The organism is Pseudomonas coleopterorum (assembly GCF_900105555.1).
GTDB classification, from domain to species: Bacteria; Pseudomonadota; Gammaproteobacteria; order Pseudomonadales; family Pseudomonadaceae; genus Aquipseudomonas; species Aquipseudomonas coleopterorum.
Map to the genome: position 1 here is coordinate 3,773,873 of NZ_FNTZ01000001.1, position 23,982 is coordinate 3,797,854.

General features: G+C 62.2%; 22 protein-coding genes, 1 tRNA gene and 1 pseudogene. 14 read left to right on the forward strand and 10 right to left on the reverse strand.

Annotated elements, in window-relative coordinates:
- Positions 1–92: 92 nt before the first annotated feature.
- From BLV18_RS16925 to phrB, 3 genes are read left to right on the forward strand one after another with little or no spacing between them, the layout of a single operon-like run.
- Positions 93–1,055: a YbgA family protein gene (locus BLV18_RS16925; RefSeq protein ID WP_090360259.1), complete on the forward strand. Its 963-nt coding sequence runs from the start codon at positions 93–95 to the stop codon at positions 1,053–1,055.
- Positions 1,045–1,956, forward strand: a complete 912-nt coding sequence (locus BLV18_RS16930) for a MerR family transcriptional regulator (protein ID WP_090360262.1) — start codon at positions 1,045–1,047, stop codon at positions 1,954–1,956. Before BLV18_RS16925 ends, BLV18_RS16930 begins: the two co-directional genes overlap by 11 nt.
- A 20-nt stretch (positions 1,957–1,976) precedes the next feature.
- Complete coding sequence (gene phrB, locus BLV18_RS16935) at positions 1,977–3,398, forward strand: deoxyribodipyrimidine photo-lyase (RefSeq protein ID WP_090360263.1); 1,422 nt, start codon at positions 1,977–1,979, stop codon at positions 3,396–3,398.
- Positions 3,399–3,471: 73 nt separating this feature from the next.
- On the opposite strand, the gene BLV18_RS16940 is transcribed toward phrB, so the two are convergent.
- The 6 genes from BLV18_RS16940 to hemA all read right to left on the reverse strand — a co-directional run bounded on the left by BLV18_RS16940 (position 3,472) and on the right by hemA (position 8,830).
- Entirely contained in the window at positions 3,472–3,990 is a 519-nt protein-coding gene (locus tag BLV18_RS16940) for an acyloxyacyl hydrolase (protein WP_049861191.1), read from the reverse strand.
- 116 nt (positions 3,991–4,106) lie between these two features.
- Entirely contained in the window at positions 4,107–4,898 is a 792-nt protein-coding gene (gene murI, locus BLV18_RS16945) for a glutamate racemase (protein ID WP_090360266.1), read from the reverse strand.
- Positions 4,891–5,646 (reverse strand): molybdopterin-synthase adenylyltransferase MoeB, encoded by a 756-nt coding sequence (locus BLV18_RS16950; RefSeq protein WP_090360268.1) that lies wholly within the window; start codon positions 5,644–5,646, stop codon positions 4,891–4,893. The genes murI and BLV18_RS16950 overlap by 8 nt, the downstream gene beginning before the upstream one ends.
- The gene (gene prmC, locus BLV18_RS16955) at positions 5,640–6,470 is read right to left on the reverse strand and encodes a peptide chain release factor N(5)-glutamine methyltransferase (RefSeq protein ID WP_090360271.1); all 831 of its coding nucleotides are present in this window, start codon (positions 6,468–6,470) and stop codon (positions 5,640–5,642) included. Before prmC ends, BLV18_RS16950 begins: the two co-directional genes overlap by 7 nt.
- Before the next feature lie 3 nt (positions 6,471–6,473).
- On the reverse strand, positions 6,474–7,556 hold the full coding sequence (gene prfA, locus BLV18_RS16960; RefSeq protein ID WP_049861187.1) for a peptide chain release factor 1: 1,083 nt from the start codon (positions 7,554–7,556) through the stop codon (positions 6,474–6,476).
- Positions 7,553–8,830, reverse strand: a complete 1,278-nt coding sequence (gene hemA / locus BLV18_RS16965) for a glutamyl-tRNA reductase (RefSeq protein ID WP_049861186.1) — start codon at positions 8,828–8,830, stop codon at positions 7,553–7,555. The genes prfA and hemA overlap by 4 nt, the downstream gene beginning before the upstream one ends.
- 164 nt (positions 8,831–8,994) lie before the next feature.
- On the opposite strand from hemA, the gene BLV18_RS16970 reads away from it, so the two are divergent.
- The 8 genes from BLV18_RS16970 to ychF all read left to right on the forward strand — a co-directional run bounded on the left by BLV18_RS16970 (position 8,995) and on the right by ychF (position 15,853).
- Positions 8,995–10,722, forward strand: a complete 1,728-nt coding sequence (locus tag BLV18_RS16970) for a tetratricopeptide repeat protein (RefSeq protein WP_090360273.1) — start codon at positions 8,995–8,997, stop codon at positions 10,720–10,722.
- Positions 10,723–10,725: 3 nt separating this feature from the next.
- On the forward strand, positions 10,726–11,361 hold the full coding sequence (gene lolB, locus BLV18_RS16975; protein ID WP_090360276.1) for a lipoprotein insertase outer membrane protein LolB: 636 nt from the start codon (positions 10,726–10,728) through the stop codon (positions 11,359–11,361).
- Between the two features lie 19 nt (positions 11,362–11,380).
- Entirely contained in the window at positions 11,381–12,226 is an 846-nt protein-coding gene (gene ispE, locus BLV18_RS16980; RefSeq protein ID WP_090362373.1) for a 4-(cytidine 5'-diphospho)-2-C-methyl-D-erythritol kinase, read from the forward strand.
- A gap of 39 nt (positions 12,227–12,265) precedes the next feature.
- A tRNA-Gln gene (locus BLV18_RS16985) sits at positions 12,266–12,340 on the forward strand.
- A 47-nt stretch (positions 12,341–12,387) separates the two neighbouring features.
- Positions 12,388–13,329 (forward strand): ribose-phosphate pyrophosphokinase, encoded by a 942-nt coding sequence (locus BLV18_RS16990; protein WP_043192909.1) that lies wholly within the window; start codon positions 12,388–12,390, stop codon positions 13,327–13,329.
- A gap of 138 nt (positions 13,330–13,467) precedes the next feature.
- Positions 13,468–14,073, forward strand: coding sequence for a 50S ribosomal protein L25/general stress protein Ctc (locus BLV18_RS16995; protein WP_049861183.1), 606 nt, complete (start codon positions 13,468–13,470; stop codon positions 14,071–14,073).
- A gap of 73 nt (positions 14,074–14,146) precedes the next feature.
- On the forward strand, positions 14,147–14,731 hold the full coding sequence (pth, locus tag BLV18_RS17000; RefSeq protein ID WP_090360278.1) for an aminoacyl-tRNA hydrolase: 585 nt from the start codon (positions 14,147–14,149) through the stop codon (positions 14,729–14,731).
- Positions 14,732–14,752: 21 nt separating this feature from the next.
- Positions 14,753–15,853: a redox-regulated ATPase YchF gene (ychF, locus tag BLV18_RS17005; RefSeq protein WP_049861182.1), complete on the forward strand. Its 1,101-nt coding sequence runs from the start codon at positions 14,753–14,755 to the stop codon at positions 15,851–15,853.
- Between the two features lie 73 nt (positions 15,854–15,926).
- On the opposite strand, the pseudogene BLV18_RS22545 reads toward ychF, so the two are convergent.
- Both BLV18_RS22545 and BLV18_RS17015 read right to left on the reverse strand, forming a co-directional pair.
- A pseudogene (locus BLV18_RS22545) lies at positions 15,927–16,112 on the reverse strand (PIN domain-containing protein); the annotation flags it as partial.
- A 22-nt stretch (positions 16,113–16,134) separates the two neighbouring features.
- Positions 16,135–17,352 (reverse strand): MFS transporter, encoded by a 1,218-nt coding sequence (locus BLV18_RS17015; protein ID WP_049861181.1) that lies wholly within the window; start codon positions 17,350–17,352, stop codon positions 16,135–16,137.
- 228 nt (positions 17,353–17,580) lie between these two features.
- Here BLV18_RS17015 and BLV18_RS17020 point away from each other — a divergent pair, with 228 nt between their 5' ends.
- Complete coding sequence (locus tag BLV18_RS17020; protein WP_043192893.1) at positions 17,581–18,450, forward strand: isocitrate lyase/PEP mutase family protein; 870 nt, start codon at positions 17,581–17,583, stop codon at positions 18,448–18,450.
- Between the two features lie 348 nt (positions 18,451–18,798).
- Positions 18,799–19,962 carry a type III PLP-dependent enzyme gene (locus BLV18_RS17025; RefSeq protein WP_049861179.1) on the forward strand — a complete coding sequence of 388 codons (1,164 nt, stop codon included), beginning with the start codon at positions 18,799–18,801 and terminating at the stop codon, positions 19,960–19,962.
- Positions 19,963–20,003: 41 nt separating this feature from the next.
- Here the strand turns inward: BLV18_RS17025 and BLV18_RS17030 are convergent, their stop codons facing one another.
- Complete coding sequence (locus BLV18_RS17030) at positions 20,004–20,762, reverse strand: tetratricopeptide repeat protein (RefSeq protein WP_090360284.1); 759 nt, start codon at positions 20,760–20,762, stop codon at positions 20,004–20,006.
- Positions 20,759–21,439 (reverse strand): Fe2+-dependent dioxygenase, encoded by a 681-nt coding sequence (locus tag BLV18_RS17035; protein WP_049861177.1) that lies wholly within the window; start codon positions 21,437–21,439, stop codon positions 20,759–20,761. The genes BLV18_RS17030 and BLV18_RS17035 overlap by 4 nt, the downstream gene beginning before the upstream one ends.
- 205 nt (positions 21,440–21,644) lie before the next feature.
- On the opposite strand from BLV18_RS17035, the gene BLV18_RS17040 reads away from it, so the two are divergent.
- Positions 21,645–23,954 carry a TonB-dependent receptor gene (locus BLV18_RS17040; RefSeq protein WP_090360287.1) on the forward strand — a complete coding sequence of 770 codons (2,310 nt, stop codon included), beginning with the start codon at positions 21,645–21,647 and terminating at the stop codon, positions 23,952–23,954.
- The last annotated feature ends 28 nt before the right edge of the window (positions 23,955–23,982 follow it).

Below are 23,982 nucleotides of genomic sequence, written 5' to 3' on the forward strand. Positions count from 1 at the left end.
TACAAAGAATTTAGCCTGTACAAACCCGGATTTATGATGAAACTATGCTGTACAGCGTTGTCAGTATGTACAGGTTTCAGAAGAGGTCCGTCATGCAAGAGCCCAGCGTTAGCAAACCCAAGATTGGTATCAGTGCCTGCCTGCTCGGTGCGCCTGTGCGCTATAACGCCGGGCACAAGGAATCGCGCTGGTGCAGCCGGATTCTGGTCGAGCACTTCGAGTTCGTCCCGGTCTGCCCCGAGGTTGCCATCGGTCTGGGGACGCCCCGCGAGCCAATTCGCCTGGTCGGTGACAAGGATCACACCCAGGCGGTCGGTACTGTGCACCGCGACATCAATGTCACCGCCCCATTGGCTGCCTACGGCGAACAGATGGCCGGTGAGCTGACCGATCTGTGCGGCTACATCTTCATGCAGAAGTCGCCCTCCTGCGGCCTCGAACGGGTGAAAATCTACCGCGACAACGGTGCCCCCCAGCGCGAAGGCGGCCGAGGGATCTATGCCCAGGCCTTCTGCTCGCGCCATCCGGACCTGCCGGTGGAAGAAGAAGGTCGCCTGTGCGACCCGGTACTGCGGGAAAATTTCCTGGTGCGTGTAGGCGCCTATGCCCAATGGCAAGCGCTGCTGGCTGAAGGCTTGACGCGCCGTGGCTTGACGGAATTCCACTCGCGCTTCAAATACCAGCTGATGGCCAACAACCCCCTGCAATACAAGGTGCTGGGCAAACTGCTGGGCAGCATGGGCCGCGGTGACGCCGAGCAGATCGGCCCGCGCTATTTCAGCGAGCTGATGCAGGCGCTTAAACGCTGTGCCACGCGTGGCACCCACAGCAATGTGTTGCAGCACATCAGCGGCTACCTCAAGCGCGATATCGATGCGCAGGACAAGCAGGAACTGCAACAGCTGATCAACCAGTACCGCGAGGGCATCGTTCCGCTGGTGGTGCCGATGACCCTGCTCAAGCACCTGTTCCGTATCCATCCGGACCCTTACATTGCCCAGCAGACCTACCTGCAGCCGCACCCCGAAAACCTGAGCCTGCGCAATGCCATCTGACGCCAACGGCACCGACTGGCTGCCGATCCGCGAGGTCACTCGGCAGACCGGCGTGCACCCGGTCACCCTGCGCGCCTGGGAACGGCGCTACGGGCTGATCGTGCCGCACCGCACGGCCAAGGGCCATCGCCTGTACGACTCAGCGCAGATCGCACGTATCCACCATGTGCTGACCTGGCTCAACCGGGGCGTGGCCGTCAGCCAGGTCAAACAGTTGCTCGATGCGCCACGCGACGCAAGGCCCCAGGTACAGAACGACTGGCAGCAACTGCGCCAGACACTGGCCCAGGCCATCAGCGACATGGCCGAGCGGCCGCTGGATGATCTATTCAACCAGACCATGGCGCTGTATCCACCGGCAACCCTGTGCGAGCAGCTATTGCTGCCGTTGCTCAGCGATCTCGAGCAACGCTGGGCCGGCCAGTTCGGTGGGCAGATGGAGAAGGTGTTTTTCCACGGCTGGCTGCGCAGCAAGTTGGGCACGCGGATCTATCACAACAACCGCCAACTCGGCGGTGCGCCTGTGGTGCTGGTCAACCAGGCCGATGTCACGCCGGACCCGTACCTGTGGCTGGGCGCTTGGCTCGTCAGCAGCAGCGATTGCCCGGTGCAGGTGTTCGACGCGCCGCTGCCGGCAGGTGAACTGGCCTTGGCGTGCGACAAACTCCAAGCCCGCGCCCTGATGGTCTATGCCGACAAGGCGCTCAACCTGGCCACGCTGGGTCGGCTGCTGGTCGGCTGTGCCTGCCCCAAATGGCTGGTGGGCTCGGCCGTGCTCATCCACCGCGCCGCTACCGGAGACAGCCCTCCCTCGATGGCCGACCTGAACCTGGCGACCGATCCGTTGCACGCCCAGCAATCGCTGCAAGCGTCTGGCGTATTGGCCGACCGGCAACCCTGAATTCGAACGATGAGGCCCCCATGCAATTGATCTGGCTGCGCAGCGACCTGCGAGTGCACGACAACCCCGCCCTGGCGGCCGCCTGCGAGCAGGGCCCGACCGTGGCCGTGTTCCTGTTGAGCCCCAAGCAATGGCTGGAACACGATGACTCGCCGAACAAGGTCGATTTCTGGCTGCGCAATCTCAAGGAGTTGAGTGCCAGCCTCAAGGCCTTGCACATTCCACTGCTGCTGCGTGAGGCAGATACCTGGGACAAGGCGCCCAAGGTGATTGCCGCGCTGTGCACCGAGCACAAGATCGAAGCCGTGCACTGCAACGACGAATTCGGCGTCAATGAAAACCGCCGCGACGAAGCAGTGGAAGCCGCCTTGGCCAAGGCAGACATCCCCCTGCACCGCTACCTCGATCAAGCATTGTTCACGCCGGGCAGCGTGCTGACCAAAGGCGGCACCTACTTCCAGGTCTTCAGCCAGTTCCGCAAGGTCTGCTACGAACGCCTGCATCAGTCCGTCCCGGCGCTGGCAAAAAAGCCTCGCGCGCAGAAGCCGGTGCACATCGCCGCGGACAAGGTTCCCGACCAGATCAAAGGGTTCGCCACGCCCGACGAAGCACTGCGCAAGCGGTGGCCTGCCGGTGAAAAGGAAGCGCACAAGCGCCTGGACACCTTCACCGACCAACCGATCGAAGACTACAAGGTCGAGCGTGATCTACCGGCCCACCCCGGAACCAGCCAGATCTCGGCCTACCTGACCTCGGGCGTGGTTTCCCCGCGCCAGTGTCTGCATGCGGCGCTCAACAGCAACCGTGGCGAGTTCGAGAGCGGCAACGTCGGCGCCGTGACCTGGATCGGCGAGCTGATCTGGCGCGAGTTCTACCGGCACATCATGGTCGGCTATCCGCGGGTGTCGATGCACCGGCCGTTCCGCGAAGAGTACGCCGCCCTGCCCTGGCGCAATGCGCCCAGTGAGTTGCAGGCGTGGAAGGAAGGCCGCACAGGCATTCCCATCGTCGATGCGGCCATGCGCCAGCTGGTGACCACCGGCTGGATGCATAATCGCTTGCGCATGATCACGGCGATGTTCCTCAGCAAGAACCTGCTGATCGACTGGCGTGAAGGCGAGCGTTTCTTCATGCAGCACCTGATCGATGGCGACCTGTGCTCCAACAACGGCGGCTGGCAATGGAGCGCGTCCACCGGGACCGATTCGGTGCCGTATTTCCGGATCTTCAATCCGGTAAGCCAGTCGCAACGGTTCGATGAGCAAGGCGTGTTTCTCAAGCAGTGGCTGCCCGAGCTGGAAGGACTGGATCGCAAGCAGGTCCACGCACCGACCGCCGACGCACTCAAGCAGAGCGGCTATCCCCGCCCGATCGTGGACCTGAAGCAAGGACGTGAACGTGCCTTGGCGGCGTTCAAGAATCTGCCACGCAAAGCCAAATAGAAAAAGTTATTGGAAGACGATCGCGGGCAGACGACCCTGCCCGCGCGACGGCCAATGCTGGCCGAGAAAAAGCTTACAGCGGCATGCGGTAGTTCAGGGTGTAGGCTTCGATACCATCGTTCGGCTCTTTGATGCCGGCGTTGGAGTAGTGGATCGCTCTCACGCCCAGCTCGTGACCGCCGCCGAAGCGCACGCCGAAGCCGATGCGGTCTTCGAAGTTGAACGAGGAGCCCAGCTTGTTGCCTTCGATCTGAGTATGAGCGAAAGCCGCGACGCCGATGCCGGCCTCGATGTAGGGCTTGATCGAACCACCGCCGAACTCGTAGACGAACACCGGAGCGAACGACAGGCTGTGGTTGTCCTTGAAATCCTTGCCATCCCAGTAGGTATAGCCCGCGTCCCAGTAGCCGGTCAGGCGACCGACGTCGGTCTGGAACCAGCTCTTGTCCCAATTGGATTGCAGACCAATGCGGTAGACCTGGGACGATTCGCCCGTCTCACCTGCAGAAAACGATAGGTCAGCCGCGTTCGCGGTTACCGATTGCCCCAACATCAAGGCTGCAAGCGCAGCCAAACTGAACAGTCTCTTCATGAGAAACATCCTACCGAATGCAGTTGTAAGAATTTTTGTCGAAAAATTGGACAAGCTATAGAAACCGGAGTTGGAACGTAAGTTCAGCGTTACACATCGATTTTTTCACATTTTTTTTACAACGTGAATCTTTGCACATTGTCAGAAAAATTCCACAGCTTCGGTAGGACATTTCGGAAAATATCTACGGACCCGCTCGTCCAGAACTGTGCAGGTCGTGCCGGACCCTTGGCCAGAAGTGCCCCGCTGCTCAATAACCGTTGCAGTTGACGAGCCACCGCGGCCCCGGTGTCGACCAGCACCACGTCAGCCGGGACCAGGGTGGCCAGCAACGGCTTCAGGAAGGGGTAATGGGTGCAGCCCAGAATGAGCGTATCGCAACCCGCTGCGAGCAGCGGCTGCACATAGCCTTGCAGCAGCAGGCGCAGTTCTGGGCTGTGCAGATCGCCGGTTTCGATCAGCTCTACCAACCCAGGGCAAGGCTGGGTGATGACCTGAACTTCGTTGGCAAAGCGATCGAGCAGTGCCACGAATTTGGCGCTGCGCAGGGTACCGGTGGTCGCCAGCACACCGACGATACCGCTGCGAGTGGCCGCAGCCGCAGGCTTGACCGCCGGCTCCATGCCCACGATCGGCCAGTCGGGATAGCGTTGGCGCAGATCGGCCACGGCAGCGACCGTGGCCGTGTTGCAGGCCAGCACCAAGGCCTTCGCGTCTTGTTCGCGGAAAAATTGCGCGACCTGGACACAACGCTCGCGAATGAATTCCGGAGATTTCTCGCCATAGGGCATGTGGCCGGTATCGGCGACGTACAGCAACGACTCATCGGGCAACAGTCGCTCGATTTCACCCAGCACCGACAAGCCGCCGACACCGGAATCGAACACGCCGACCGGTGCTTCAGACATGCCGTGCGCTGCAGACCGGGCATTTGAGGTCGCGCTTGACCCGCATTTCGCGGAAATGCGTGCCCAAGGCATCGATCAACAGCAGCCGACCGACCAGTACATCGCCAAACTGTGCCAGCAGCTTCAAGGCTTCCAGCGCCTGCAGGCTGCCGACCAGGCCCACCAATGGGCCGACGACGCCAGCTTCACTGCAGGTCAGCTCGGCGTCACTGCCTTCACCGTACAGACAGTGGTAGCAGGGGCTTTCCGGACGCCGCGGATCGAACACCGACAACTGCCCTTCCAGGCGGATCGCGGCGCCACTGACCAGCGGCTTGCCGGCCGCGAAGCAGGCAGCGTTCACCGCCTGGCGCGTGGCAAAGTTGTCGGAGCAGTCGAGCACCAGGTCGAGCCCGGCCACGGCGGCACTCAGTGAATCTTCATCCAGTGCGTTGCGATGCGCGATCAGATCGATCTCGGGATTGATCGCACTCAACCGGGCGATGGCCGAATCGACCTTGCTCACGCCGACCGAGGCGCTGTCGTGCAGGACCTGACGTTGCAGGTTGGTCACATCGACCGTATCGAAGTCCGCCAGGTGCAGCTCACCGACGCCTGCAGCGGCCAGGTACATCGCCACCGGCGAACCCAACCCGCCCAGACCGACGATCAGCGCACGACTGTTCTTGAGCCTCAACTGGCCCTCGATATCGATTTGCGCCAACAGCACCTGCCGGCTGTAGCGCAGCAGCTCCTGGTCGGTCAGCACAGCAACCGTCCGAGCGTGATGCGTTCATGGCCGCCGAGATCGACGCGACTCTCGATCTGCTCGAAATCATGCTGCGCCAGCAGCTCACGCACCACCGGCGCCTGGTCGTAGCCATGCTCCAGCAACAGCCAGCCGCCCGGCTGCAGGTGTCCCGGTGCCTGACTGATGATCAGCCGCAGATCGTCGAGGCCATCCTCTCCGGCCACCAGCGCGCTGGCGGGCTCGAAGCGCACGTCACCGGCACTCAGATGCGGGTCGGCGCTGGCGATGTACGGTGGGTTGCTGACGATCAGATCGAAACGCTCGCCTTGCAGGGCGCTGAACCAGTGGCTCTCCAGTACCCGAGCATTGCCCAGGTTCAGACGCACCCGGTTGCGCTCGGCCAACGCCACGGCGTCGGCGACACGGTCGACGGCAGTGACCTGCCAGGCACCGCATTCGGACGCCAGGGCCAGGGCGATTGCCCCGGTACCGGTGCCCAGGTCGAGCACCCGCGCCGAACGAGGCGGCAGCAACTGCAGCGCAGCTTCCACCAGCAGCTCGGTTTCGGGACGCGGGATCAGCGTGTGCGCAGCCACTTCCAGGTCGAGTTTCCAGAAACCCTGTTGGCCGAGGATGTAGGCAACCGGCTCGCCCGCCTGGCGACGGCGCATGAAATCAGCGAACGCATGGGCGGCTTCGCTCGGCACGATACGCTCGGGCCAGGTGTGCAGGTAGCTGCGCGACTTGCCCAGCGCGGCGGCCAGCAACAGTTCGATATCCAGGCGCGCGGTCGGTGATTCCGGCAGTTCGGCGGCGCGCAACAGGCTGGCAATGATGGTCATGTTCTATTCACCCAACGCGGCCAACTGATCGGCCTGGTATTCAGCCAGAAGCGGCTCTATCACTGCATCGACTCCGCCGGCCAGAACTTCATCCAAGCAATACAGGGTCAGGTTGACGCGATGATCGGTTACCCGGCCCTGCGGGAAATTGTAGGTGCGGATGCGCTCGGAACGATCGCCCGACCCCACCAGCAGCTTGCGTTCGCTGGCGATGGCATTGGCCGCGGCACTGCTCTGCATGTCATTGAGCTTGGCCGACAGCCAGCTCATGGCACGGGCGCGGTTCTTGTGCTGCGAACGTTCTTCCTGACACTCCACCACGATGCCGGTCGGCAAGTGGGTGATGCGGATGGCCGAGTCGGTCTTGTTGACGTGCTGGCCGCCGGCGCCGGAGGAACGGTAGGTGTCCACGCGCAGGTCGGCCGGATTGATTTCGATGGCGACCTGCTCGTCCGGCTCGGGCAGCACGGCGACCGTGCAGGCCGAGGTATGGATGCGACCCTGGGATTCGGTTTCCGGCACGCGCTGGACGCGGTGTGCCCCGGACTCGAACTTCAGCTTGCCGTAGACGCTCTCGCCTTCGACCCGGGCAATGACCTCCTTGTAGCCGCCATGCTCGCCTTCGTTTTCGGAGAGAATCTCCAGACGCCAACCGCGACGTTCCGCATAGCGCGAATACATGCGGAACAGATCGCCGGAAAAGATCGCCGCTTCATCGCCACCGGTACCGGCGCGGATTTCGAGGAAGACATTGCGGCCGTCGTTGGGGTCCTTGGGCAGCAGCATGCGCTGCAAGGCGCTTTCCAGTTGCACCAACTGCTCGCGGGCCTCGCGCACTTCCTCGGCGGCCATTTCACGCATGTCCGGGTCGCTGTCCTTGAGCAGCGCCTGCGCGCCTTCGAGGTCCGCCATCACCTTGGACCACTGCTGGTAGCCCAGCACCACCGGTTCAAGTTCGGCATATTCCCTTGAATAGGCGCGGAAACGGGTTTGCTCGGAAATGACTTCAGCGTCGCCCAGCAAGGCGGTCAGTTCCTCGAATCGATCCTGGATCGTGTCCAGCTTGTTGAGCAGTGACGCTTTCATTGCGGCGGTTTATCCGTTGAGCCCTCATTGAGGGCAAAGAGTTCCTGAGCCATGGCCAGCGCATCGACGCGGCCTTCGGCGGAGAGCTTTTTCATGTGCACGCTGGGGGCGTGCAGCAACTTGTTGGTCAGGCCCCGCGCCAGTTGCGCGAGCACCTCTTCGGCATTGCCGCCGTTGGCCAGCAGGCGCATGGCTTTCTGCAATTCTTCGTCGCGCAGGCGTTCGCCCTGCTGGCGATAGGCCTTGAGCACATCCACGGCCGCCAGCTCGCGCAGGCGCAGCATGAAGTCGTCGGCGCCCACGCTCACCAGTTCTTCGGCCGCCTGAGCGGCACCCTGGCGGGTTTTCAGGTTCTCGGCAACCACTTCGTGCAGGTCGTCGACCGTATAAAGGTAGACGTCATCCAGCTCGCCGACCTCGGGCTCGATATCACGTGGCACGGCAATATCGACCATGAAGATCGGTTTGTGTCGGCGCAGCTTGAGCGCACTTTCGACCGCACCCTTGCCCAGAATCGGCAGCTGGCTGGCGGTCGAACTGATGACGATGTCGCTGTTCACCAGCTCCTGCGGAATGTCGGACAGCAGCACCGCATGGGCGCCGAACTGCGCGGCCAGGGTGCTGGCACGTTCCAGCGTGCGGTTGGCCACCACGATGCGCTTTACACCCTGCTCGTGCAGATGGCGTGCGACCAGAGTAATGGTTTCGCCCGCGCCGATGAGCAACGCCTGGCTGCGGGCCAGATCGCTGAAGATCTGCTTGGCCAGGCTCACGGCGGCGAAGGCCACCGACACCGGGTTTTCGCCGATGGCGGTGTCGGTGCGCACCTGCTTGGCAGCGCTGAACGTGGCCTGGAACAGGCGCCCCAGCAGCGGCCCGATGGTGCCGGCCTCGCGGGCCACGGCGTAGGCGGATTTCATCTGCCCCAGAATCTGCGGTTCGCCCAGCACCAGTGAATCGAGCCCGGAAGCGACCCGCATCATGTGACGAACAGCCGCATCCTCTTCATGCACATAGGCGCTCGCGCGCAGCTCGTCGACGCTCAAACGGTGGTATTCGGCCAGCCAGCGCAGCACGGCATCGGCGGCCAGGTGATCCTGTTCGATGTACAGTTCGCTGCGATTGCAGGTCGAGAGGATCGCAGCCTCACGGCTGTCGGTCAGTCGGCAAAGCTGCTGCAGGGCCTCTACCAGCTGCTCCGGGGTAAACGCCACGCGCTCACGCACGTCTACCGAAGCAGTCTTGTGGTTGATACCGAGGGCGAGAAAGGCCATTCAAGGTCGCTGATGATGTCGAGGAGCCGGTAATTGTCCTACTTCGTCCGGTCCAGAACAACCACCGCTATCTATTGTCCTAATAGGCAACCTCGAGTTATGGGTTTGACCTGTGGCTTGTGTCATGATGATCCGACCGCAGGTAAGCCGCCAAAATCCCCTCTATGAATAGAACCTCCACGTTGCTCCTCGCCTTCGCCTTGCTGCAGGGCTGCCAGTCCTGGCCAGCCAGAGAGCAAGCGACTCCGGTCCCCGTGGCGCAGCCGGCACCCACGCCGGACGAGACGCCCAAGGTCTACGGCTCGTTCAGCGAGGAAACCGTGTTCAGCCTGCTCAGCGCGGAACTGGCCGGCCAGCGCGACCGTTTCGATCTTGCCTTGGGCAATTACGTAACCCAGGCCCGCAAGACCCAGGACCCGGGCATTTCCGAGCGCGCCTTCCGCATCGCCGAGTACCTGGGCGCCGATCAACCTGCGCTGGAAACTGCCTTGCTGTGGGCCAGGAATGCACCCACCGACCTGGACGCCCAGCGCGCTGCCGCCATTCAACTGGCACGCAATGGCAAGTACGACGAGTCGCTGGTGTATATGGAAAAAGTCCTGCAGGGCCAGGGCGATACCCATTTCGACTTTCTCGCGCTGTCGGCCGCCGACACCGACGAAAGCACCCGGCGTGGCCTGCTGCAGAGCTTCGAACGCCTGCTGGGCAAATATCCTGGCAACGGCCAGCTGATCTTCGGCAAGGCCTTGCTGATGCAACAGGACGGCAATACCGAGGGCGCCCTGACCCTGTTGGAAGACAACCCGCCGCAGGAAGGCGAAATCGCCCCGATCCTGCTCCGCGCCCGCCTGCTGGCCGCGCTCGATCGTGGCAGCGAAGCGATGCCGCTGCTGGAGAAGAACCTCAAGAAGATCCCCGACGACAAGCGCCTGCGCCTCACCTATGCCCGCATGCTGGTCGAGCAGAACCGCATGGACGATGCCAAGGTGCAGTTCGCCATTCTCGTCCAGCAATACCCCGACGATGACGAACTGCGTTACTCGCTGGCGCTGGTCTGTCTGGAAGGTAAGGCGTGGGACGAAGCCTACAACTACCTGCAACAGCTGGTGGAACGTGGCAGTCACGTCGATTCCGCGCACCTGAACCTGGGCCGCATCGCCGAAGAGCGCGGCGATCCGCAGGCCGCGCTCGAGGAGTATGCACAGGTCGGCGTGGGCACCGACTACCTGCCCGCGCAGCTGCGCCAGGCCGACATCCTCATTGCCAACGGCCGCGCCGACGAAGCTTCACGGCGCCTGGCCGCAGCGCGTGATGCCCAGCCCGACTACGCCATCCAGCTGTACCTGATCGAAGCCGAAACCCTGTCGAACAACGACAAGGATCAGTCCGCCTGGCTGGTGCTACAGAACGCTTTGAAGAAGAACCCCGACGATCCGAATCTGCTGTACACCCGCTCGATGCTGGCCGAAAAGCGCAACGACCTGGTGCAGATGGAGAAGGACTTGCGGGCCATTCTGGCACGTGAGCCGGACAATGCCATGGCGCTCAATGCCCTGGGCTACACGCTCTCCGACCGCACCACCCGCTTCGAAGAAGCCCGCGCACTGATCGAGCGGGCGCATCAGATCAACCCGGAAGATCCGGCCGTGCTCGACAGCCTGGGCTGGGTCAACTATCGGCTGGGCAACCTCGACGCTGCCGAAGGCTATCTGCGCAGCGCGCTCGAACGCTTTCCCGATCATGAGGTGGCAGCCCACCTGGGCGAGGTGCTGTGGGCCAACGGCAAACAGCGCGAGGCCCGCCGCATCTGGGGCAAAGCCCTGCAAGAACAACCCGACAGCCCTATCCTGCGCAGCACCATCCTGCGCCTGACCGGTTCAGAGAATCTTTAATCCATGTCTGTTCGTCCTACCTCCTACCTGCGTCACCTGCTGGTTGCCACGTTCATCGCCGTACTCACCGGCTGCGCCGGCATGGGCTCCCACGAAGCGCTGCAAGGCCAGGGCAACCCCCAGCAGTGGCAGGCGCACAAGCAACAGCTGACCCAGCTCGACGGCTGGGAAATCAACGGCAAGATCGGCATCCGCGCGCCCAAGGACTCCGGTTCCGGCACGCTGTACTGGCTGCAGCGCCAGGACTATTACGACATCCGCCTGTCTGGCCCATTGGGCCGCGGCGCAGCGCGTCTGACCGGACGTCCGGGCGATGTCAGCCTGGAAGTGGCCAATCAGGGCCGCTATCAGGCGGCCACTCCCGAAGAATTGCTGGAACAGCAACTGGGCTGGAAGCTGCCGGTGTCGCACCTGTCCTGGTGGGTCCGCGGCCTGCCGGCTCCCGACAGCAAGAGCCAGCTGACCCTGGACGGCAACAGCCGCCTGGCGGGCCTGGCGCAGGACGGCTGGACGGTCGAGTACCTGAGCTACGCCGAACAGAACGGCTACTGGCTGCCCGAGCGCATCAAGTTGCATGGCCAGGATCTGGACGTGACCCTGGTGGTCAAGGATTGGCAGCCGCGCCGGTTAGGGCAGTGACGTGAGCGAAAGTCTTTCCATGAATCCCGTACTGACCCTGCCCGCCCCTGCCAAGCTCAACCTGATGCTGCACATTCTGGGACGTCGCCCGGACGGCTATCACGAGCTGCAGACCCTGTTCCAGTTCCTGGACCACGGCGACGAACTGGACTTCTCTCTGCGCAGCGACGGCGTCGTGCATCTGCACACCGAAATAGCCGACGTGCCTCACGACAGCAACCTCATCGTCAAGGCTGCGCGCCAGTTGCAGACGCTCACCGGCACAACCCTGGGTGCGGACATCTGGCTGCGCAAGGTGCTGCCCATGGGCGGCGGTATCGGTGGCGGCAGCTCGGATGCCGCCACTACGCTTCTGGCCCTGAACCACCTGTGGCAGACCGGCTGCAGCGAAGATCAGCTTGCCCAGCTGGGTCTCGCCCTGGGCGCCGATGTGCCGGTATTCGTCCGTGGCCACGCGGCCTTCGCCGAGGGTGTGGGCGAGAAACTCACCCCGGTCGAACTGCCCGAGCCCTGGTTTCTCGTGCTGGTACCGCAAGTCTCTGTTAGTACAGCGGAAATTTTTTCCGATCCGTTGTTGACACGTGACTCGGCGCCCATTAAAGTGCGCCCCGTTCTTGAGGGAAACAGTCGTAATGACTGCCAGCCAGTAGTAGAGCGCCGTTACCCAGATGTACGTAACGCACTGAATTTGCTCAACAAATTCACTGAAGCTCGGCTAACAGGCACTGGAAGTTGTGTGTTTGGGGCCTTCCCAAGCAAAGCGGAAGCTGATAGAGTTTCGCACCTTCTTGCAGACACCCTTTCAGGGTTCGTAGCCAAGGGAAGCAACGTTTCGATGTTGCATCGCAAGCTGCAAAGTCTGTAACAGGAAACGAGTGCTGGGCACTCGGAGGTTTCAAGCTACAGGGGCGTCGCCAAGCGGTAAGGCAGCAGGTTTTGATCCTGCCATGCGTTGGTTCGAATCCAGCCGCCCCTGCCATTTTCCTATACTCATCCAGGTATACCCTCAGCCGGCAGGTACTGCGCGTGTCCAAGATGATGGTCTTTGCGGGGAATTCAAACCCCGATCTGGCTCGACGCGTTGTGCGTCAGCTGCATATCCCTCTCGGTGATGTCTCCGTCAGCAAGTTTTCCGATGGTGAAATCAGCACCGAGATCAATGAAAACGTTCGCGGTAAAGACGTCTTCATTATCCAGCCTACATGTGCGCCGACCAACGATAACCTGATGGAACTGGTGCTGATGGCTGATGCCTTCCGCCGCTCCTCGGCTTCGCGAATCACCGCCGTGATCCCCTACTTCGGTTACGCTCGGCAAGACCGCCGTCCGCGCTCTGCCCGTGTGGCAATCAGCGCAAAGGTCGTCGCCGACATGCTGACCGTCGTGGGCATCGACCGTGTACTCACCGTCGACCTTCACGCGGACCAGATTCAGGGCTTCTTCGATATCCCGGTAGATAACATCTACGGCTCCCCGGTTCTGGTGGACGATATCGAAGACCAGCGCTTCGAGAATCTCATGATCGTTTCCCCCGACATTGGTGGCGTCGTGCGTGCACGCGCCGTGGCCAAGTCCCTCGGCGTCGATCTGGGCATCATCGACAAGCGCCGTGAAAAGGCCAATCACTCCGAAGTGATGCACATCATCGGTGATGTCGAAGGTCGCACCTGTATTCTGGTCGACGACATGGTCGATACCGCCGGCACCCTGTGCCATGCGGCCAAGGCCTTGAAAGAACATGGCGCGGCCAAGGTGTTCGCCTATTGCACCCACCCGGTTCTGTCGGGCCGTGCGATCGAGAACATCGAGAAATCCGTGCTGGACGAGCTGGTGGTGACCAACACCATCCCGCTGTCCGCAGCCGCACAAGCCTGTGGGCGTATCCGTCAACTGGATATCGCTCCGGTTGTTGCCGAGGCGATGCGTCGCATCAGCAACGAAGAATCGATCAGCGCGATGTTCCGCTGAGGGCCCTGCCCTTCGCAAGCACCGCTCTGACGAAAAGCGCCCCGGCCCGACACTCTTGTCGGGCCGGGGCTTTTTTGCCCGTATCGCCTTGGCGCTGGTCGCAAACGCTGGGCGAACGTGGTTATTTTGGAGAAACACATGAACGATTTTACTTTGAATGCCGAAGCGCGTTCCGACCTGGGGAAAGGTGCGAGCCGCCGCCTGCGTCGTCTCGCCAGCCTGGTTCCAGCTGTTGTCTACGGTGGCGACAAAGCCCCTGAGTCCATCAGCATGCTGGCCAAGGAAGTCACCAAGCTGCTCGAAAACGAGGCTGCCTTCAGCCACGTGATCGAACTGAACATCGGCGGCACCAAGCAGAACGTCCTGATCAAGGCACTGCAGCGTCACCCAGCCAAGGGTCACGTCCTGCACGCTGACTTCGTACGCGTGATCGCCGGCCAGAAACTGACCGCCATCGTGCCTCTGCACTTCATGAACCAGGAACCGGCTGTCAAGAAAGGCGGCGAGATCTCGCACACCGAGACCGAGCTGGAAGTGACCTGCCTGCCGAAAGACCTGCCTGAGTTCATCGAAGTCGACATGGCTGACGCTGAAATCGGCACCATCATCCACCTGTCCGACCTGAAGGCTCCGCAAGGCGTCGAGTTCGTGGCACTGGCTCATGGTACCGACCTGGCAATCGCCAACGTCCACGCTCCGCGTATCGTTGCCGACGAAGAAACCGAAGAAGGCGCTGCCGAGTAATTTCACTCGCACGCCGAGCTCTGGATGACACCTTCGGGTGTCGTCCACGACTCGAAAAGGAAGAGTCCCTGACGTGACCGCCATACAACTGATCGTTGGCCTGGGTAACCCCGGCCCCGAATACGAACAGACCCGGCATAACGCAGGGGCTCTTTTCGTTGAGCGCATCGCCCAGGCCCACCGTGTGAACCTGGTAGCCGATCGCAAGTATTTCGGCCTGACGGCGCGTTTGAGCCATCAGGGCCATGACGTTCGTCTGTTGATTCCCACCACCTACATGAACCGCAGCGGTCAATCCGTCGCGGCGATGGCGAATTTCTTTCGCATACCGCCGCAAGCGATCCTGGTGGCCCACGACGAACTCGACCTGCCCCCCGGCGTCGCCAAGCTCAAACTGGGCGGCGGGCACGGTGGGCACAACGGCCTGCGCGACATCATCGCGCAGCTCGGCAATGACAATGGCTTTCACCGTCTGCGGCTTGGCATCGGCCACCCGGGTGACAGCAAGTTGGTGTCCAATTTCGTTCTTGGCCGCGCCCCGCGCGCCGAACAGGAAAAGCTGGACGCCAGTATCGATTTCGCCCTCGGTGTGCTGCCGGATATCTTCGCCGGCGAGTGGAATCGCGCGATGAAAAACCTGCACAGCCAAAAGGCCTGACTCTTCGAAGAGGGATTCACCATGGGATTCAACTGCGGCATCGTCGGCCTGCCCAACGTCGGCAAGTCCACTCTGTTCAACGCCTTGACCAAATCCGGGATTGCGGCCGAGAACTTCCCGTTCTGCACCATCGAGCCCAACAGCGGCATCGTGCCGATGCCCGATGCGCGCCTGGAAGCCCTGGCTGCCATCGTCAATCCCAAGCGCGTACTGCCGACCACCATGGAGTTCGTCGACATCGCAGGCCTCGTGGCCGGCGCCTCGAAAGGTGAAGGCCTGGGCAACAAGTTCCTCGCCAACATCCGTGAGACCGACGCCATCGCCCACGTGGTGCGCTGCTTCGAAGATGAAAACGTGATCCACGTTTCCAACAGCGTCGACCCCAAGCGCGACATCGAGATCATCGACCTGGAACTGATCTTCGCCGACCTCGACAGCTGCGAGAAGCAACTGCAGAAGGTCGCGCGCAACGCCAAAGGCGGTGACAAGGACGCCGTGGTGCAAAAGGGTCTGCTGGAGCAGCTGATTGCCCACTTCACCCTGGGCAAACCGGCCCGCAGCCTGATGAAGAACATGGGCGCCGACGAGAAGGCCGTGATCCGTGGCTTCCACCTGCTGACGACCAAGCCGGTGATGTACATCGCCAACGTCGCCGAAGACGGCTTTGAGGACAACCCGTTGCTGGACGTAGTACGCGCCATTGCCGAAGAAGAAGGCGCCATCGTGGTGCCGGTGTGCAACAAGATCGAAGCCGAAATCGCCGAGCTCGACGATGGCGAAGAGAAGGACATGTTCCTCGAGGCCTTGGGCCTGGAAGAGCCCGGCCTGAACCGCGTGATCCGCGCCGGCTACGACCTGCTCAACCTGCAGACCTACTTCACCGCAGGCGTCGAGGAAGTCCGCGCCTGGACCGTGAAGATCGGCGCTACCGCGCCCCAGGCCGCCGGCGTGATCCACACCGACTTCGAGAAAGGCTTCATCCGCGCCGAAGTCATCGCCTACAACGACTTCATCCAGTACAACGGCGAAGCCGGTACCAAGGAAGCCGGCAAGTGGCGTTTGGAAGGCAAAGAGTACATCGTCAAGGACGGTGACGTGATGCACTTCCGTTTCAACGTCTGAGTCGGCCTGCAACACCGCTTCGCGCGTCCCCTGAAAGCCCCGCTGTCGCCTTGCGATGCGGGGCTTTTTGCGTTCAGGCTTCGGCCGTGGCCCAATCTTCGAGCCGAAGCCCAGGCACGCGCACGAACGCTCTCGTAGTGTTGCTGACCAAGATCAATCCTCTGGAACGAGCATGTCCGGCGATCATCTGGTCGCATGCTCCGATCGACGTACCCGATCGCGTCAGCTCGGCACGTCGCTGCCCGGTGTGGGCAGCGGCGATCGACCGAACTTCGCATCCGCTAGACCTTGCTGGTCCTCGGCAGCAGGATCGTCAGGATGCCGAACAGCGGCAGGAACGAGCATAGCCAGTACACGTACTCGATGCCGTGTATGTCTGCCAGATGGCCCAGCAGCGCTGCGCCGATGCCACCGAAGCCGAACATCAGGCCGAAGAACACGCCCGCGATCATGCCCACGTTGCCTGGCACCAGTTCCTGCGCATACACCACGATGGCGGAGAAGGCGGAGGCCAGGATGAAGCCGATGACCACGCTCAGCACGCTGGTCCAGAACAGGTCGACGTAGGGCAGCATCAGGGTGAACGGCGCCGACCCCAGGATGGAGAACCAGATCACCGCCTTGCGGCCGATCTTGTCGCCGATGGGGCCGCCGAAAAACGTGCCGGCCGCCACTGCGCCGAGGAACAGGAACAGGTGCAGTTGCGAACTGGCCACCGAGAGGTCGAACTTTTCGATGAGGTAGAAGGTGAAGTAACTGGTGAAGCTGGCCATGTAGAAATACTTGGAGAACACCAGCAGCGCCAGCACCACCAGCGCCGCCTTGACCCGCCCCTTGGACAGGCCATGGGTGGCGCGCTGGCCGGCTCGGGCCTTGAACTGGTTGAGGTGGCCGCGGTACCAGCGGCTGATTGCGTACAGCAATGCCACGGCGAACACTGCAATCAGACCGAACCAGGCCACGTGTCCCTGGCCGTACGGAATGACGATGGCGGCCGCCAGCAGCGGCCCGAAGGCCGATCCGGTGTTGCCGCCTACCTGGAAGGTGGACTGCGCCAGACCGAAGCGTCCCCCCGAAGCCAGGCGCGCGACCCGCGAGGTTTCCGGGTGAAAGGTGGAGGAGCCGATGCCGATCAGGGCCGACGCCAGGAGGATCATCGGGAAGCTGCCGACAGTGGACAGCAGCATGATGCCGATCAACGTGCAGACCATGCCAGCTGGCAACAGCAGCGGCTTGGGATGGCGATCGGTGTAGAAACCGATCCAGGGCTGCAGCAGCGAAGCGGTGACCTGGAAGGTCAAGGTGATCAGGCCGACCTGGGTGAAGGTCAGGCCGTAACTGGCCTTGAGCATGGGGTAGATCGACGGCAGCACGGCCTGGATCAGGTCGTTGACCAGGTGTGCGAGCGCACAGGCGCCGAGGATGCGCATGACCAATGGGCTGGTCTGTGCCGCGCCGGGCACGCTGGCAGGGTTGCTTGTTGTTGTAGGGGTGGCCATGGGGATTCCGTTGGCAGGCAGGCATGGCCGGACACTCTGCCATTTTGCGTGCCTCGTCGCCAGTTGCCGACGCAGGTGAAACTGGCACGGCACAATGGCGTCAACGAATACAACAACGACCGGGCGGTGATAAACTGGCGCCAGTCACTAAAAACCCATGAAGAATCGATAAAGTTCCAGAAACCCTCCGCATGAGGCAATGGGGTTTCGCCAGAATCAGGAGCGATCATGCCCAAAGTTTCTCACACGGCCCTGCGTCGCCAGTTCCGTGAGCTGCTTGCTTCAAAACAGTGTTATCACACCGCTTCGGTGTTCGACCCCATGTCCGCCCGCATCGCTGCCGACCTGGGCTTCGAGGTTGGCATCCTCGGCGGCTCAGTGGCCTCGCTGCAAGTGCTTGCTGCCCCCGACTTCGCTCTGATCACGCTCTCAGAGTTCGCCGAACAGGCCACACGCATCGGTCGTGTCGCGCAATTACCGGTGATTGCCGACGCCGATCACGGCTATGGCAATGCGTTGAACGTCATGCGTACGGTGGTGGAGCTGGAACGTGCCGGCATCGGTGCGCTGACCATCGAAGATACCCTGCTGCCGGCGCAGTTCGGTCGCCGTTCCACCGATCTCATCTCGGTGGCCGAGGGCGTTGGCAAGATCCGCGCGGCGCTGGAGGCCCGGGTCGACCCCGAGCTGACCATCATCGCCCGTACCCATGCCGGTGTGCTCTCCACCCAGGAAGTCATCAGCCGGACCCAGGCCTACCAGGCCGCTGGTGCCGACGGCATCTGCATGGTCGGCGTGAAGGACTTCGAGCACCTGGAGCAGATTGCCGAAAACCTCAGCGTGCCGCTGATGCTGGTGACCTACGGCAATCCGGCGCTGCACGACGACGAACGCCTGGCGGCATTGGGTGTGCGGGTTGTGGTGGCTGGCCACGGTGCCTATTTCGCGGCCATCAAGGCCACCTACGATTCGCTGCGCGAACAGCGTCAGCAGTTCAGCAAGAGCACCGACCTGAGCGCCACCGAACTCACCCACACCTACACCCACCCGGAGAGCTACGTCGGCTGGGCCAAGGAGTTCATGAACGTGAAGGAATGACCGGCGGGGCGCCGGGGCGGGAACATCATGCGGTCATGTGGGTCGGTTAAAAGGGAACCGTCGAAGGGTTCCGCTACCGGCCCCATCGGCCACGTACGAAAAGGCGACATTTTTAGTTGCTCTCAAGCCGTCCACGCCCTACAGTTCGCGCCGACCGTCCATGCTGGAAACGATCCATCCGGCTCAAGTACTGACGACGAGACAACAGGCCATCGGAAAGCAGCTTTCCGTGGCCTTTTTGCTTTCGCCCGACATGCCTTGGGAAGTAGGCGAACCAAAGTGGGGATACGGAGGATGGTCATTTGAGCCCATTTATATTCACGACGTTTGCCACCAGGAGTCCCTAGCATGTCGATCAACGTCGAAGACTACTTCGCACGCGATACCTTCAACAAGATGAAGGCCTTCGCCGACAAGCAAGAAACCCCCTTCGTACTCATCGATACCGCCATGATCAGCAAGGCCTACGATGACCTGCGCGCCGGTTTCGAATTCGCCAAGGTGTATTACGCAGTCAAGGCCAACCCGGCCGTGGAAATCATCGACCTGCTGCGCGACAAAGGCTCGAACTTCGACATCGCTTCGATCTACGAGCTGGACAAGGTCATGAACCAGGGTGTGGGCCCGGAGCGGATCAGCTACGGCAACACCATCAAGAAGTCCAAGGACATCCGCTACTTCTACGACAAGGGTGTACGCCTGTACGCCACCGACTCCGAAGCCGACCTGCGCAACATCGCCAAGGCCGCACCGGGTTCGAAAGTCTACGTGCGGATCCTCACCGAAGGCTCGACCACGGCCGACTGGCCTCTGTCGCGCAAATTCGGCTGCCAGACCGACATGGCCATGGATCTGCTGATCCTGGCGCGCGACCTGGGTCTGGTGCCCTACGGCATCTCCTTCCACGTGGGCTCGCAGCAGCGCGACATCAGCGTGTGGGATGCGGCGATCGCCAAGGTCAAGGTGATCTTCGAACGCCTCAAGGAAGAAGACGGCATCGTCCTCAAGCTGATCAACATGGGCGGTGGCTTCCCAGCCAACTACATCACCCGTACCAACAGCCTGGAAACCTATGCCGAGGAAATCATCCGCTTCCTCAAGGAAGACTTCGGTGACGATCTGCCGGAAATCATCCTCGAGCCCGGCCGTTCGTTGATCGCCAACGCCGGCATCCTGGTCAGTGAAGTGGTACTGGTAGCCCGCAAGTCGCGCACCGCGGTCGAACGTTGGGTGTACACCGACGTGGGCAAGTTCAGCGGCCTGATCGAAACCATGGACGAGTCCATCAAGTTCCCGATCTGGACCGAGAAGAAAGGCGAGATGGAAGAAGTGGTGATCGCCGGGCCGACCTGCGACAGCGCCGACATCATGTACGAGCACTACAAGTACGGCCTGCCGTTGAACCTGGCCATCGGTGACCGCCTGTACTGGCTGTCCACCGGTGCCTACACCACCAGCTACAGCGCGGTGGAATTCAACGGCTTCCCGCCCCTGAAGTCGTTCTACATCTGATGCACCGCAAACCTGCGGGCAGCCATCGGCTGTCTGCAGGTCTACTGTTCCAGCGCCTGCAGGCGCTGCGCATAGAGCGTTGCCATCGCCCTGATGGCCGGCTGCCTGGCCTGCTCCAGCACCGCCAGACTACTGCGTAGAAAATTGCTGTTCCCGCCTTCAAGAGCTCGATGCAGCCAGATCAGCGCCGTGTCGACATCTCCCTCCTCCGCCAGTAAGGCGGCGTGGCTGAACTGCCCGCGGAAATCACCTGCCTGCGCCGAGCGCATGTACCAGACCTTTGGCTTGGGCAGGTCAGCACCCACCACCAGTCCCTGTTCCAGATAGCGACCGACCAGATTCATGGACTTGGCATGACCCATGGTCGCCGCCTGCAGGTAGCACGCGAAGGCCCGCGCATGGTCGAGCTCAACGCCACGTCCGGTGCCGAGCAGGTTGGCCAGGTTGTACAGGCCCCAGTCGAGCCCTGCCTGCGCCGCCTGCAGATAGTGCCCGGCGGCACGCTCGACGTTGGCCTCGCAGCCCCAACCGTGCTCATGGCAGCGCCCGAGCATGTTGTGCGCCATGGGGTGGCCTTGATGGGCCGCGATGGCAAACCACTTCACCGCGAGCGCTGTATCGCGTTCGATACCGCGGCCATCGAGCAGGATCTGCCCGAGCAGCGCCTGGGCGTCGACAACGCCCTGCCCTGCGGCGATCAACAGCGCCTGCGCAGCCTTGCGCGGTTCAGCGGTGAGCATCGCCTGCAGCTGTTCGTTGTCCAGGACTTCCAGGCGACGCAGGCGCCAGTCGGCGCTCATACGTCCACCCAACGCCGCAGCAGGTTGTGATAAGTGCCGGTGAGTTGGATCAGTGACGGATGATCGGGGACATCACGAGTCAATTGCTGGATCGCGCCGTCCATCTCGAACAGCAGCGCACGTTGGCTGTCCTCGCGGACCAGGCTTTGCGTCCAGAAGAAAGACGCGAAGCGGGCGCCGCGGCTGACGGCGCGCACCTTGTGCAGGCTGGTGGCCGGATACAGCAGCAGATCCCCTGCGGGCAGCTTGACCTCGCGGGTGCCGAAGGTGTCCTGGATCACCAGTTCACCGCCGTCGTAATCCTGCGGATCGCTGAAGAACAGCGTCGAGGACAGGTCGGTGCGCACGCGTTCCACGCCGCCCTTGGCCTGGCGCACGGCGTTATCGATGTGGAAGTCGAAACTGCCGCCTGCCGTGTAGCAGTTGAGCAGCGGTGGAAAGACCTTGTTCGGCAACGCCGCCGACATGAACAACGGATTGGCCCACAGACGTTCGAGCAGCGCGGCGCCTATTTCCACGGCCAGCGGATGGCCCTCGGGCAGTTGCAGGTTGTGCTTGGCCTTCGCCGACTGGTGGCCAGCGGTGATTCGACCATCGGCCCAGTCGGCCTGCTCCAGAGCCTGGCGGATGCGCAGCACTTCGTCGCGCGCGAACAATCCGGGAATGTGTAGGAGCATGGAAATTCACCGCAGGCCGAGGGGCAGCAATGGTATTGATTCCCATTGCCAATGCACAAGGGCGATGCTGTGGGAATGCGACGAAGACTGCGCGGGAAATTGTAAAGAATGTAAGTACTTCGCGAATAGCAATATTTCGCAATTGCTACAAATATTCACTTACATTATTCTCCGCCGCCTCATAACCTTGGGGAAGGTTTCCATCATGTCGCGCCAACACCACTTCATTCCGGGCTCATCGCCACGGCTGCTTGCCTCTGCCATCGGCATGGCGCTGGGCGCCACCTGGGTAGCGCCCACCGCGTACGCGGCTGACGCCGACGAGGCAAAGGCCGCTCCGCTGTCGCTGGGTGCCACCAGCATTACAGGGGAGGCCCAGGAGCCGACGTCCTATCAGACCGAACGTGCCTCATCCACCAAGTACACTGCGCCGCTGGTGGACACACCGCGCTCGGTGACGGTGGTGCCGCAACAGGTCATCAAGGACACCGGCGCGCTCAATCTGCAGGATGCCCTGCGCACTGTGCCCGGCATCACCTTCGGTGCCGGTGAAGGCGGCAACCCGCAGGGCGACCGGCCTTTCATCCGCGGCTTCGATGCCCAGGGCGACACCTACCTGGATGGCGTACGCGATGCCGGCGCGCAGAGCCGGGAAATCTTCGCCGTGGAATCCATCGAGGTCAGCAAGGGGCCCAACTCGGCCATTGGCGGGCGTGGCGCGGCCGGCGGTACGATCAACCTGGTGAGCAAGAAGGCACACTTGGGTGACTCGCTGGACGGCGGCTTCACCTGGGGTTCGGACCAGACCCAGCGCTACACCCTGGACGGCAACTACCAGTTCAGCGACAGCGCCGCCGGGCGACTCAACCTGATGAGCCACCAGAGCAACGTGGCCGGCCGCGATCAGGTCGACTACGACCGCTGGGGCATCGCGCCGTCGCTGGCCTTCGGCCTGGGCACGCAGACGCGAGTCTTCCTCGACTATTACCACCTGGAGAGCGATGACCTGCCCGACTCGGGCATTCCCTACAGCATCCCGGCCGCCGGGAACGCCGGCCGTACCTCGGCCAATCCGGACACACCGCAGGACGGCGGGCGCAGCAGCAACTTCTATGGCCTGAGCGACCGTGATTTCCGCAAGACCCGCAGCGACATCGCCACCTTCGCCATCGAGCACGATCTGACCGACGCCTTGACCGTGAAGAATACCCTGCGCCACGGCAATACCATGCAGGACTACATCCTCACCCAGCCCGACGACAGCCAGCGCAACGTCAGAAACGGCAGCGTCTGGCGCCGGGCCAACAGCCGCGTCGGCAATACCGCGACCACCACCAACCAGACCGATCTGTTCGGCGATTTCTATGTGGCCGGATTCAAGAACAGCTTCTCGACCGGTATCGAGTTCAGCCGCGAAGACAGCGACCGCAGCAGCTACACCGTCAACACCGACACCACGCCGCGTACCGCCGGCTCCAGCAGCAACTGCAGCCTGGGCAGCATCGTCTCCAGCGGCTATAACTGCACCTCGCTGGCCAATCCCAACCCGGACGATCCGTGGAACGGCGCCATTGCCCGCAACTATGCCGGCACCGACACGTCGAGCAAGACGCGGGCAATCTACGTGTTCGACACGCTGGAGCTGAGCCCGCAATGGCAGGTGAACGCCGGCCTGCGCTACGACCACTTCGAAACCGACTACCGCACCTATACGGCCGCTGGCGTCACCACGGCCAAGAGCGAGGACACCAGCGAGTTCGTCACCGGCCAACTAGGGTTGGTGTGGAAACCGGCCGAGAATGGCAGCGTCTATGTGTCCTATGCCACGTCCGCCACGCCACCCGGCTCGCTGGTCGGTGAAGGCATGGAAGGCAATCCGTTGGGTGGTGCACCGGACCGCTCCGGCAACCTGCTGAGCAGTGACCTGGAGCCAGAGGAAACCACCAACTACGAAATCGGGACCAAGTGGGATCTGTTCGACCAGCGCCTGTCGCTGACCGCCGCGCTGTTCCGCACCGAGAAAGACAACACCCGGGTGCAGACCAATACCTACGCCTACGAGAACGCGGGCAAGACCCGTGTCGACGGCCTGGAGCTGTCGGCGTCCGGCAAGCTCACCGAGCAGTGGCAGGTGTTTGCCGGCTACAGCTACCTGGAAGCACGGGTGGTGGACAACGGCCCGCTGGGCGCGGCGAACAACGGCAACCAGATGCCCAACACGCCGAACAATAGTGCCAGCCTGTGGACCACCTACAACCTGACGCCCAAGCTGACCATCGGTGGCGGCGCGTTCTACGTCGATGACGTGTTCGGCAACCTTGCCAACACCACGATGGTCGACAGCTACGTGCGGCTCGATGCCATGGCCAGCTACAAGATCAACAAGCATTTCGATGTGCAGTTGAACGTGCAGAACCTGGCCGACAAGACCTACTACGACAAGGCCTTCAGCACCCACTTCGCCAACCAGGCGGCAGGTCGTACGGCACTGCTGAGTACCAACTTCCACTTCTAGAGGCCGCCTGGCCGTTTCTGCGCCCTGC